Source organism: Blastocatellia bacterium, assembly GCA_035573895.1.
In the GTDB taxonomy this organism is placed as follows: domain Bacteria; phylum Acidobacteriota; class Blastocatellia; order HR10; family HR10; genus DATLZR01.
The window spans coordinates 66,790-79,468 of sequence record DATLZR010000073.1 but is presented as its reverse complement, the minus strand read 5'-3'; the positions used below and the strand labels follow the sequence as shown (position 1 = coordinate 79,468).

Genomic DNA, 12,679 nt, shown 5'->3' with positions numbered 1-12,679 from the left:
TTTTAGATGATGGTCCCTAACGGCCTGCACGTCAGCCGCGCCGTTTTTATTGACGTCGGCCGGATGCCTGTGTTAGGCGAAGTCGTTCTCTTGCACATTAAGGGCTTGGTTCAAGCGGAAGCCGTCTCCGACGAATCCGCTCCTTCTCGATGACAATGATGGAGGTTGGCAACTCCTCGTGCGGAATGATTTCGAGAGTTCGCCTGAGACGGTCTACGGCTTCCTGCTCACTGTAATTCCCGCCACGGAAGAGGATCAGGCCCGGCCCTTCCGCTCGTGTCAACGCCAGAAGACGGGGATAGTCCAAATCGGCCGTCACGAGCACCCGTTGCTCCCTTTGAGCGCACTTCAAGATCACTTCATCCGAAGCGCGAGCTAAGCTAAGCTCGTGCGCATGTACAGCATCATGACCCTGTTGCGCGAGCCAGATAGCTAACCTTGATGATAGCGGCATATCAATGAGGAACTTCACCGAGCGAACTCCACTGTCTCTTCTTCGGCTAGAAAAGCGGCATAGCGCAAGGCTTCATCAATGTCCTCGGCTTCCAGGTAGGGATAGGCCGTGAGAATCGTTTCCTTCGTCTCTCCGGAGGCTAAGAGTCCAAGCAAGCGCGAAACCGGGAATCGAAGCCCACGGATGCATGGCTTTCCCGTGCAAACATTCGGATCTACTGTAATGCGTTCAAATTTCATGTTTTTTCACCTCCGGGTTTTCTGCCTACATGTCATAGTTTACTCTGTTTCCGTGCCCTTTTGTAGTTCCTTAAGCCGGGACAAGGCCTGTCAAATCTCGCTTCGGCTAAAATGATACTCTGCTCCCCTGGCGGGTTCGATGGGTTCCCTCGTCGGTTGCACTGTTAAACCGCCCCTTTTTGCCGTCAATTGATCTCCCTGTCGATCCTCACTCTCATCTTAACGGAAAGTACTGACTGAGGGTTGGCCCTTTGGAACCATTCATCCGTTGGGAGGTGGTGTTCAGGTGGATCCTCCAGGTGTAACAGCACACTACGAAGAATGAAGATGGGTTTGCCACCGGATGAAAAGTGCCAGCGGATGAGTGATCCGTGGGGATTAACTCTCAAAGGCGGCTTATAAAACGATACCAACAGGGGTGCGGTACACGCCCACGGGAAGCGCGGTCCGAGGTGGATTGGTACAGTGGGCTTGCCTGGTTCGACTCTCACTCTACCTGCCCCTGAAGCTGACCGCTCACCAGGATTCCTCGCCCTGACCGGGAATTCTTGATGTCGGTTCCTTTTCCTTTGGTTGCGAGGTAGAATGTTGGGGCCCGGGATTTCCGGGGAAAGGAGCCGGGGCTTTGCTGCGAGTAGGCATCATCGGACTACCCAATGTGGGGAAGTCCACGCTCTTTAATGCTCTGCTCCATGCGCAGAAGGCTGAGGTGGCCAGCTATCCCTTCTGCACGATTGACCGGAATGTGGGAATCATCGCGGTACCTGACGAACGCCTTCTTCTTTTGGCCAAGATCTATCGTACGAACGTAACGGTCCCCACGACGATTGAGTACGTTGACATCGCCGGACTCGTCCGGGGAGCGCATCGAGGCGAAGGCTTGGGGAACCAGTTCCTCGCTCATATCCGGGAGGTGGATGCCCTTGTCGAAGTCGTTCGTTGCTTTACCGCCGAAGGTGTGGCCCACGTGGAGGGAACTCTCGATCCGATTCGTGACATCGAGACGGTGGCAACAGAACTCGCTCTGGCCGATCTCGCTACCGTTACCCGACGGCGGGAAAAGACGGCGAAACTCGCAAAGGCAGGGGACAAGTCGGCTTTGGCTGAGCTTGAGATTCTCGACCGGCTTCAGACGGCATTGAACGAGGGGACTCCGGTTCGACGGCTGACTCTGACCGAGGCTGAACGTGCGGTCGTGCGCGAACTCTTCCTGCTGACAGCCAAGCCGAAGATTTACGTGGCTAACGTGGCCGAGGCCGATCTGACCAAGGAGAATGATCTCGTCGGTGCTGTCCGCCGGTATGCCCAAGCCGAAGGGACAGAAGTTGTTGTCCTCTGTGCCGAGTTGGAAGCCGGCTTAGTTGAGCTTACGGAGGATGAGGCTGCTCAGTATCTGTCGAGTCTTGGTTTGACGGAACCGGGTGTGATGGAGCTGGTACGAAAAACATTTCAGCTTCTCGGGCTGATTACCTTTTTCACCGGCAATGAGAAGGAAGTTCATGCGTGGGCCATCCGGCGCGGAACCAGAGCGCCTCAGGCTGCCGGGCTCATCCATTCGGACATGGAGCGCGGGTTCATCGCTGCCGAAGTTATCCCCTATAAGGAGCTGGTTGCAGCAGGGTCGCTCGCGCGGGCGCGTGAACACGGCTTGATTCGCCTGGAGGGGAAGGACTACATCGTTCAGGAAGGCGACGTCATCTATTTCCGCTTCCATGTCTAACGATTTTGCCCCTCGTTCAGGCCGATAGAGCCACCGGCTGCGCCAATCGGAGCCGAGCGTCGTCAGAAGATCCCAGCGATGAACCCACCATCTACCTGAATGGACGCGCCCGTGATATAGCTGGCTCGCTCGGAAGCGAGGAACACAACCAGATCGCTGAATTCCCGGGGCTCAGCCAGGCGCTTCATGGGGATAAGGCTTTCCCATCGGCGGTAGATGTCTTCCACGGAAATCCCCTCACTGGCGGCCATCTTCTGGGCCAGTTCGACAACCCGTTCGGTTCGCGTGTAACCGGGACAGACGCAATTGACCGTGATGTTGTACGGAGCGAGTTCTCTGGCCAAACTCTTGGCGAACCCGTGAACGCCGGGACGAACGGCATTGGAGAGAATCAGTCCGTCAATGGGTTGCTTGGCCGCCACCGACGTGATGTTGATAATGCGCCCCCATCGGTGTTCTTTCATCCGGGGCACAACAGCGCGACAGAGCATGATCGTGCTGAGCAGATTCAGTTCGATGGCCCGCCTCCAGTCATCGGTGGAAAAATTCAGAAAGGGGCCGCTCGGGGGACCACCGGCATTGCAGACGAGAATATCTACCCTTTGAAACCGATCGAGCGCGAGCGTGACCAGGCGCGAGATGTCTTGCTCGCGCGTGACATCGGCCTGGACGGCGAGAACCGGGGTTCCCGTGATGTGATGAATCTCCTGGGCGGCGCGCTCTATAGCCTCTTGAGAACGGGAGCACATAACGATGGCTGCTCCTTCCCGGGCTAATCCTTCAGCGACCGCTCGACCTAATCCCCTGCTTGCTGCCGTAACGAGTGCGACCCGATCTTTCAATCCCAGATCCATTTTCCGACTCCCTCCAAAAAATGTGGTGTATCGGTTTGTAGCCTAGCGTCAACTATCATCCGCACTTATCCGTCAAGCCTCACTGTTTCGCCGAGAGAAGGGATGGTTACTTTCCATCCCATCTCGCCTTCAATCTTCCCGGCGAGCGACCGGCTGGCCTGAGGTTCGCCGTGAACGATGAAGGTCTGTCGTGGCGGCCTGCGCAGTGTGCTCAGCCAGCGCAAAATTTCGCCCTGGTCGGCGTGAGCCGAGAGGCTATCAATCCGCTCGATGCGGGCGCGAACGGGGACCATCTCACCATGGATCTTGATCTCCGACTCTCCCTCCAGCAGACGGCGTCCGCGCGTCCCCTCCGCTTGAAATCCGACAAAGATAACGGTCGTCCGCTCATCGGGCAATCGCGCGCGAAGATGATGAAGAATCCGTCCGCCGGTGGCCATACCGCTGGCGGAGATAATGATCATCGGACGGTGATCCCGAAGAAGTGCCTGTGATGCTCGCTGCGACCGACACAGTTGAAAGTCGTGGGTGCGGAAGGGATTCTTGCCTTGAGCCAGAAGGGCCTTCATATCGAGATCATGATCTTCGGTATGCGCCAGATATTTTTCCGTGGCATCAACGGCCATAGGACTATCCACACGGACGGGGAGAATGGGAATCCGCCCTTCTGCCTCTAACTCCCGCAACAAATAGAGCAGATGTTGAGTTCGCCCTATGGCAAAAGCCGGAATGATCACCTGTCCGCCCCGACCGGCGGTGGCGGTGATGATCTCTTCCAGGCGAGCCTTTGGATCCTCGTTGCTGTGGAGCCGATCGCCGTAGGTGGATTCGATGATGAGGTAATCGGCATCGGGCGCTGGGGTCGGATCGTTCAACACCGGCTCGTTGTATCGCCCCAGGTCCCCCGTGAACAGGATGCGATGCTCGGTGCGGCGATTCACACGACAGGTGACGCTCACAAAGCTGGAACCGAGAATGTGACCGGCGGGGATGAACTGGAATTCCAGCGAGGATGACAGGCGAACCGGAGTACCGTAGGGCACACTCTTCATTAAACGGAGAGCAGCTTTCGCATCCTTCACCGTGTAGAGGGGTAGAGCGGGACTGTGCTTGCTGTAGCCCTGACGGTTTGCGTGGCGGGCATCTTCCTCCTGGAGCATGGCTGAGTCGGGCAGAAGCAGCCGACACAGATCAACCGTGGCCCGACTGCCGAAAATGAGGCCCTCATAGCCCTGGCGAACGAGGCGAGGAACGTATCCCGTGTGATCAATGTGAGCATGCGTGAGGATGACGGCATCCAGGTCGTCAGGTGAGAGCGGAAGGGGCTCCCAGTTGCGTTGCCGCAACTCCTTCAAGCCCTGAAACAGTCCGCAGTCCACAAGGACGCAGCAATCCTCCGTGCGGAGAACGAATTTCGAACCAGTGACCGTTTGGGTAGCGCCGAGAAATTGAAGCTCAATCACGCGGCAGCCCCCCGTTTTGCAAGATCGCCCCACAGATACTGAACAATGCCGGTGAGAACGATTCCGGCGGTTTCCGTCCGAAGAATGCGTGGGCCGAGTGTCACCTGTCGCGCCCCGACTTCCTCGGCCAGTTCGCGTTCCCGCGATGACCATCCTCCCTCCGGCCCGATGAGAATGTTGACTTCGCGAGGAGGATCGTAGCGAAAAGCTTCCTCCAGGCTGGTCAATGGTTTCCCGCCGCGTTCCACCGCCATAACGGTAACGCCCGGGCGGCGGATCAAAAACTCGGCGACGGGAATGGGATCGCTCACCGGAGGGATGCGAGTTCGACCGCACTGTTTGCAGGCTTCGATGGCAATTCGCCGCCATCGGAGCAGTTTGTCAGATCGCTCCCATCGGTGGACCCAGGGATCACAATGGTCTGTGATAAGAGGGACGATCTCCGTCGCCCCCAATTCTGTCGCCTTCTGAACGACCAAGTCGAACTTCTCGCCTTTAATGACAGCCTGCGCGAGACGAATGAGGAGGGGCGATTCAACGGGTGGCGCGTCTTCTTTGAGAATGCGAAGAAGGACGCGATCATCCACCACGCGCTCAACCCGGCAGAGGTATTCTCGTCCCGTGCCGTCGAAGGCTACCACGCGGTCGCCTTCTCTCAGCCGAAGCACGCGACGAAGATGGTGGGATTCCTCCTGACCGAGGACCAGATCTGTTCCGTGAATGGATTCGGGAGAGACATAAAAACGATGCACAGCCATAGGACTCAGCTCCCGAGGAGACGACGGAGTTCAGGCTCAGCGGCCGACGTCACCAGGGCAATCACCATGTCTCCAGCCTCAAGGCGCGTGTCGCCACGCGGGATGATCACCGAACCATTCCGCTCGATGGCGATAATGTTGCAATCTGGTGGGAAGGAGATGTCTTTAAGGGCCTGACCGGCGACCGGACACGTTTCTTCCAGAAGGTATTCGTTGATTTGAGCCTGTGCTCCTCGAAGGTTCAAGAGGGTTTTGATCTTGATCGTGGGCAGCTCGCGCTCAATCATCTGTTCAATGATTGCTGTTGAGCTGACGGTTGCATCAACCCCAAGCCGGAGCATGATCTCCTGGTTCTTCGGATTGCTCACACGGGCGATGGTTTTCGGAACGCGAAAGACGTGCTTGGCGAGCTGACAGGCGATGAGATTGTCCTGATCCTTGCCCGTCACTGCTACGAAGACGCGCGCCCGAGCCGCTCCGGCATTTTCCAGAATTGGTCCCAGAGTGCCATCGCCGACGATGACCGTGCAATCCAAACTGGTTGACAGGTAAGCGGCGTGGGCGGGGTCAACCTCGATGAGCGCCACTTCGTGACCGCTCTGGGTAAGGGAACGCACGAGATTGACGCCAACCTTCCCTCCACCGATGACGAGAATGTAGCGCGATTCATCGGTCACGCGCGTGGGTCGGGGCCGAACGGCAACGCGCGGGGATGGTGAGGTCTCCTTCCGGGGGGGTGCACCGGGAAGACTCTCGACCTGCTTGAGAATCGCTTCCACAGCATAGTCGGTCGGACACACGGTCAACAGATGGGGATCATCGGTGGCCTGGCGATGACTCGGTTCGTAAACGCGGGCGATGGCATGAGGAACATGGAACAGCGTCCGGGCCACCTGAGCGGCCATGAGGTTTACATTATCCTCACGCGTGACGGCCAGAAACACATCGGCTTGCTCAACGCCCGCCTGCCTCTGTACATCTGCGTCAATTCCGTTGCCCTGAACCAGTTTGACATCCGGCATCTCAATGGCCTTTTCCAGTCGGATCGCCTGTTGATCAATAAGCGTCACCTCATGACCACGCTCGACGAGATCGGCGACAACCCGTCGGCCGACGCGACCATAACCAACAACGACGATTTTCATGCTCAATTTCTCCTCCCAAAAGTAATCACAGATGGACACCAACCAAAACGGATCGTCCCGGCTATCCATCTGTGGTGGGGTGCCATTCCTGGGACCCATCCGTTCCAGCCTGCGTCGGGATCGCGGACTGGAAAGTCTGGGCTACCCCTTCCCAGGGCTGCAAAGTGTGCGCTATGCGTAACACCTGCTTTCAAGCTTATCTCCACTTGTGAGCCGGAGGTCCTTCGCCCTTTTCCCTTCATTGATCGGCTACTCCTCCAGTAACGAGAGAAGCTGAGTGAGGATTCTCTCGGTCATTCCCCAGATCGGACCGTAGGGCGATGGGTAGGCGGGCCAGCTCAACGAGTGCTCCCCGATGACCTTCACGACCGTTTCGGATCTCCCGTTACGTTTCAACTCGTCAAGGGGCATCCAGAACGCTTGTTCAACTTCCTGTCCGATGTGAAGAGTCACGTCGGACCGCACGATGGCGACAAGCGGAGTGACAGAAATTTTCGGCACGAAAGGGGAGAGGGGAGAGACGGGTTCGAGTTGTCCGAGGATCGTTCCGCTGTGGGTCAGATCAATTCCCACCTCTTCGACGGTTTCCCGGATGGCCGTATCCACCAGGGTGGCATCATCGCGCTCGACGCGGCCTCCGGGCAAGGCAAGATGGCCTGACCAGGGATCGTCGGGAGCTTCTGCCCGCTTGATGAGCAGGACTTCGGGCACGCCCTGATTCAGACGCACTATGACGACCACAGCAGCCTGCGTCCCGTGAGCCTCCAGGGGAGATGGCCCCACCGGCTCGATCTTGAGCTTCATTCTTTCAACCCAGTCGCAATCGCTCGTCATGCTGCACTCGCTGGTTGCTATCACGTCCGGCTTTACCGGCGATCGTGAAGGGCACTAATCATACCATTCTACGGGGGGATTCCCTATAGCGACAGGGCGTTCTCTCTGTCTTGACCGCCGAGGAGGCGATCTTCTAAACTGCCTCCTCTGACAGGGGATTCGGCATAAGGAGAGGTTACTTGTCGGCGTCAGAACCGGGCGTCCGCTTCCCGATGAAGAATCGTCAGGGATGGGTGGTTGTTTGCTTCCTCATGCTAGCCCTTTTGGCCGCGGATGGAGATATTTCCGTCGGCTCGACCGGTCAACGGCGGTACCTGTCGTATGAGGAAGCGCGACCTGTGCTTGCGCAACTGGCTGACCTGCTACCTGACGACCTGAAGAAAGGGCCGGTTGAGACGTTGCCCGTCCGATGGCAGCAGTGGATCAAAAAACATGATGCTGAGATTCGCGCCCGGCTGATTCGGGGCGACGAGGATTCCCTCGTCAACTTTCTCCTTTTCGGGACGTCCTTTACCCGGCAGCCGCGCGTGACCGCCCGAATGTTGGAATCAGGCGTCACAGGGCAGGTCGCTCAGGCACGAGATTTATCGGTGATCGTCGGGAAGGTAATTGAGGAACGGATTGACGATCTGATTCGGGGGCTGGCGTCGCCGGGGCGGAATGAACGGCTGATCTTTCTCCGTCACTTTGTGCGAGAGCGAGGGTACACTCCCGATACGCCGGCGGGCCGGCGGCAGTTGCGGGATTACCTGCTCGTGAACCTCCGGCGGGTTTTAGACGAGCAGCAAAGTTATGAGAACGCCCTTCGTGCTGCCCGCGCGCTGGGAAATCCAACCGAAGAATTTGCCGCACGGTCGAGGCTCTATCGCGAGCGGGGTCTCTCCCTCGACACATCATTGCGTCCGAACCTGGCTATTGAAGAATCACTTCGCGCTCTCCGCGACCAAAAGTTTTTGGCCTCCGGAAGCGTCCGACGCGTCGCGATCATTGGTCCGGGTCTGGATTTCACCGACAAACAGGAGGGATACGATTTCTATCCCCAGCAGAGCCTTCAACCTTTTGCCCTGATAGATAGCTTGATCCGATTAGGCCTGGCCGATCTCGATCGCTTGCAAGTGGTCACCTTTGACATCAGTCCCCGCGTTACAGCCCATCTGGCAAAGGCACGTGAGCGGGCTCGACGTGGCCTCGGCTACACGCTTCAGCTTCCTCGCGATCCTCGCCTGAAGTGGACGCCCGAGCTGATTGCTTACTGGCAGAGATTTGGTGAGACCATCGGGCGGTCAGTCTCGCCCTTGCCCGTGCCGGGGGGAATCGGGCCGCTGGAGCTTCGCGCGGTTCACGTACGACCGAAGGTCGTTCGCCAAATTACACCCTACGATCTCAACGTCATCGTCGAGCACTACACTTTGCCGTCCTCAGAAAGATTCGATCTCATCATCGCCACTAATGTCTTCGTTTACTACGATGTACTGGACCAGTCCCTGGCTCTGGCCAATATTGAGCGGATGCTTCGCCCCGGTGGCTTTCTCCTATCCAATAATGCTGTGCTGGAACTTCCGGGTACCAGGATGAGATCGGTGGGATATAAGACGGTCATCTATTCGGATCGTCCCGATGACGGGGATCACATCGTGTGGTACCGGCGCCAGCCGGATCAATGACAGCCCTCACAAACGGGCAGTTCTTGCTCCTCAAGAGGACCTGTATTGCTCTGGCGAGATCCCCTGGGGAACGTTTCTGTTCCCCAGGGGAAGATAAATCAGAAGACCGACGCCTCGGCCCTTAAAAGATGAGTTTCAGCGCGAACTGCACATTGCGTCGTCCGTCCTTTTGCGTGCGGATAACGTCCTGGAATGAAACGTCCGCCTCGCTGCCGAGGACGAACGCATTGGCGTGATTGAAGGCATTGTAGAGTTCGGCGCGGAACTGCAAGCTGAAGCGCTCGGTAATATTGGTCGTCTTGTAGAGGCCAAGATCGAGGATCCAAGAACCCGGTCCACGGAAGAGATTACGGCCAGTCATATTCCGTGGGAAGGGCGGAAGCTCCGAGTTCCCGGTGATGGGATTCACCCAGGAGGAGTCGAATTTCCCCCTGAGATTGAGATAGGTGAATGTCCCGGGTGTCGTCGGATCGGCTGGAGGATTATCCGCTCCCTTTCGCTCAACGGGACCGGTGACGAACATCCTCGGGCAAACGGCGAACTGGGCATTGGTGCAGTCGAAGACCGTAAACGGTGCACCTGTGCTGGCAGAGAAGATCGGAGCCACCGTCCAGCCATGAAGTACGCGCCGCACAACACCGCTTGTATTGCGGGCAAAGGGAACATCCCAGATCGCTCCCAAGACGAACCGGTGGCGGATGTCGAAGTCCGAATTCCCGCGATCGAGCCGAGGATTAAAGGGGTCGAGCAGTCCGAGGTTGAAGTTATTGGCTGATTCACTGAAGGTTGAACTCAGGTTGTCAATCGTGTGCGCCCACGTGTAGTTGGCCGAGAAGGTGAGTCCCGTATTGGCGAGATTATTGGCGGTGACTCGGAGGTTGAACGCGTTGTGGTTGGAGAAAGCGCGATTACCTCGCCGATTGATATTCGTATACTGGGTTGTCCGCAACCGCACGCTGCAGTTGCCCGGCGTACACGGATCGCCCAGGTAGACGGCTCCTGCTCCTGGCCGATTGGGATCCTCCAGCGAATAGAGGTTGACGCCCTTTGAGCCGTTATAATCCAGCCCCACGACTAGGGTGCGCGAGACCTGATGTTCCAGGCTAAGGCTCCACAGGTGCGCGTACGCCGTAACGATATTGGCATCCACGTTCCGGAGGCTCACCACCGGAAGGGCTTTCTGACCGGTTCGCCCTGACAGCGGACCTGCCACATCGGTCGTGATCGGGATCGTGGGAACATCCACACCAGCTATGATGGAGATCACTGCATAATTCGGCGGGTTCTGAATGACGTTAAACGTCACGTTCCCGAAATTCCGCTCATAGCCGATGCCGTAGCCTCCGCGCAGGCTCGTCTTCCCAGTGCCGAAGAGGTCCCAGGCGAACCCGATACGGGGGGCGAAGTTGTTCCAATCTTTCTTCCAGAGGCCCTTGATGGGGCTGTTGGGGACGATGGCCACATCGCCATTGCGAATCTGCTGGAAGATGTTTCCGCCACCACCATCATAGTAGTTGGAATCCAGGCGCGGATCCTTATGGTGCTGGACGCCAAAATACTCCCACCGCAAACCAAGGTTCAGGGTGAACCGAGGCGTCATACGCCAGGAATCCTGCGCGTAGAAGGCGAATTCATGGTACCGGTTGCTGCGGCTGAAGTTTGGCTGCCCGACCGGTAGGGTTACGATACAGGTCGGATCAGGCGCGGCCGGATTCCGGCAGGGGAACTTCCCCTGAGGATCAATCGCCGACTGGAACTGGAACAGCTCTCCTCGGAGGAAATTATCCATCGCCTGCTGGATCGTTCGGCCCAGCGTCGCCGAGGGATCCTGATACGCGCCAAAGGTCCGGTTGTCCTGGATGTAGACATAGGATCCGCCGAACCGGAACTGGTGCGAGCCTCTGATGTAATTGATGTCGTGATAGGTCTGCCCGAAGTTTTGCGGTCCTCCAAAGGGGATTCCCGATCCCGGACTAAAGGGCAAATATCCAGGCAGAGCGGCAAGGTCTCCCAGGAACCGCGTCGTCGTAGCACGGAAAAAGAGCGTTGGGCTCGACGGTTGTTCCGCATGTGGCTGCAAGGTATTCAACCGGTTGTAAACCACTTTATGCTGGGTCACGAGATTGGTGTTCCAGGTGTGAGTGAGTGACAGCAGCAGGTTGTTGTTGAAGGTGGTCTGTCCGGTATCGAATCCCCGGTAGGGACTGTCGCTGATGGTCCCCGGTTGCAGCTCGCCGTCTTCCAGAGCGTAGCGGAAGTAAAGCTGTGTCTTGTCGCTGATCGTCCAATCCACCCGACCGACCAGGTCCATCGTGTTCTGCGGGTTCCCACCACCGGAGTTTGCCGGCCGATTGTAGGCGATTCGGGTGAACAGCGGGAAATTGGCTCCGAGCGTCCGATCACAGAGCGATCCCGGCGCACAAGGATCCGACCCGGCATTGATCAAGTCCTGCCGGGTGATCGTCCGCAGCGAGATAACTCCGGGTTTGAGCGTCCCGTACGTGCGGAAGAAATTTTGCGTTGCGGGGGCCGCAGCCGCGATTAACTGGGGCGTCGGCACAACCACAAACCGCGTCGCCGTGCTTCGCACGCGAATCCACTCCGTGCTCTGGAAGAAGAATATTTTGTCCCTCAGAATGGGACCACCGATGGAGTATCCAAACTGATTGCGGGTGAAGACCGGTTTAGGAACCCCGTTGGCGTTGTTAAGGAAGCTGTTGGATGTGGTCGCCGACACGCGGTTGAACTCATACACGGTCCCGTGAAATTCGTTGGTTCCCGATTTGGTCACAACGTTCACGATTCCCGCGGAAGCTCGGCCGTATTCGGCCGTGAAGTTATTGGTCAAAACGCTGAATTCCTGGACGGAATCGAGGGGGACTGCCTGACCAACGGCGGCAACGAATTCATCGTTGTTGGCAGCGCCGTCCAGAAGAATGTTAGTTCCAGCCGCCCTCAGGCCATTGATCGCAAACCCGGCGCCCCTTCCCGTCGGGTCCGCTTGCGAAACGTTACCTGAAAGGGTGACCAGGTCATAAGGATTCCTCGTCAGCGTCGGTAGCTCGACAACTTTCCGGGAATCTATGACCTGACTGATCGTCTGGGTCTCGGTGTTAACCAGAACTCCGGCTTCGCCGAGCACCTCGACCACTTCCACGGGAGCGCCGACGGTGAGCTGGAAATCGAGTGTGACTTTCGATCCGACAATCACCTGGATTCTCTTGGTCGCTTTAGCGAATCCGGGAGCCTCCACGGTGACTTCGTAAACCGAGGGAAGCAAATTGGCCACGATGTAAGTCCCATCGGCCAGTGTCTTGGTGCGTCGTTCCGCCGATGTCGTCAAAGACTTCACCGTCACCGTGGCATCGGCAATGACGGCCCCGTTGGGGTCGGTCACCGTACCAACGATCTGTCCCGTCTCAGTCTGCGCCCATAGAGTGGTCGCGCTTGTCATCAGGCAGAGAGCAAACGCGACTCCCATAAAGACCAAAAGACGCAACAAGTGCCGGTTCCTATAAATGGTTCCGGTAATCATCTTTAAGCCTCCT

General features: G+C 57.6%; 10 protein-coding genes. 2 read left to right on the top strand and 8 right to left on the bottom strand.

Annotated features, from left to right (window positions below):
- Positions 1–97: 97 nt before the first annotated feature.
- A complete protein-coding gene (locus tag VNM72_07635; GenBank protein ID HXF05271.1) occupies positions 98–472 on the bottom strand; it encodes a DUF5615 family PIN-like protein in 375 nt (124 codons plus the stop codon).
- A complete protein-coding gene (locus VNM72_07630) occupies positions 469–693 on the bottom strand; it encodes a DUF433 domain-containing protein (GenBank protein HXF05270.1) in 225 nt (74 codons plus the stop codon). Before VNM72_07630 ends, VNM72_07635 begins: the two co-directional genes overlap by 4 nt.
- Positions 694–1,321: 628 nt before the next feature.
- Here VNM72_07630 and ychF point away from each other — a divergent pair.
- Positions 1,322–2,413 carry a redox-regulated ATPase YchF gene (ychF, locus tag VNM72_07625; protein HXF05269.1) on the top strand — a complete coding sequence of 364 codons (1,092 nt, stop codon included), beginning with the start codon at positions 1,322–1,324 and terminating at the stop codon, positions 2,411–2,413.
- A gap of 62 nt (positions 2,414–2,475) precedes the next feature.
- Here ychF and VNM72_07620 read toward each other — a convergent pair whose 3' ends face one another.
- From VNM72_07620 to VNM72_07600, 5 genes are all read right to left on the bottom strand, one after another.
- The gene (locus tag VNM72_07620) at positions 2,476–3,267 is read right to left on the bottom strand and encodes an SDR family oxidoreductase (protein HXF05268.1); all 792 of its coding nucleotides are present in this window, start codon (positions 3,265–3,267) and stop codon (positions 2,476–2,478) included.
- A gap of 65 nt (positions 3,268–3,332) precedes the next feature.
- Positions 3,333–4,727: an MBL fold metallo-hydrolase gene (locus VNM72_07615; GenBank protein ID HXF05267.1), complete on the bottom strand. Its 1,395-nt coding sequence runs from the start codon at positions 4,725–4,727 to the stop codon at positions 3,333–3,335.
- Positions 4,727–5,488 carry a 16S rRNA (uracil(1498)-N(3))-methyltransferase gene (locus VNM72_07610; GenBank protein HXF05266.1) on the bottom strand — a complete coding sequence of 254 codons (762 nt, stop codon included), beginning with the start codon at positions 5,486–5,488 and terminating at the stop codon, positions 4,727–4,729. Before VNM72_07610 ends, VNM72_07615 begins: the two co-directional genes overlap by 1 nt.
- Positions 5,489–5,493: 5 nt before the next feature.
- Positions 5,494–6,633, bottom strand: a complete 1,140-nt coding sequence (locus VNM72_07605; GenBank protein HXF05265.1) for an NAD-binding protein — start codon at positions 6,631–6,633, stop codon at positions 5,494–5,496.
- 249 nt (positions 6,634–6,882) lie between these two features.
- Positions 6,883–7,437: a CoA pyrophosphatase gene (locus VNM72_07600; GenBank protein HXF05264.1), complete on the bottom strand. Its 555-nt coding sequence runs from the start codon at positions 7,435–7,437 to the stop codon at positions 6,883–6,885.
- Positions 7,438–7,646: 209 nt separating this feature from the next.
- On the opposite strand from VNM72_07600, the gene VNM72_07595 reads away from it, so the two are divergent.
- On the top strand, positions 7,647–9,131 hold the full coding sequence (locus tag VNM72_07595; protein HXF05263.1) for a methyltransferase domain-containing protein: 1,485 nt from the start codon (positions 7,647–7,649) through the stop codon (positions 9,129–9,131).
- A gap of 121 nt (positions 9,132–9,252) precedes the next feature.
- On the opposite strand, the gene VNM72_07590 is transcribed toward VNM72_07595, so the two are convergent.
- Positions 9,253–12,666 (bottom strand): TonB-dependent receptor, encoded by a 3,414-nt coding sequence (locus tag VNM72_07590; protein ID HXF05262.1) that lies wholly within the window; start codon positions 12,664–12,666, stop codon positions 9,253–9,255.
- Positions 12,667–12,679: the final 13 nt, after the last annotated feature.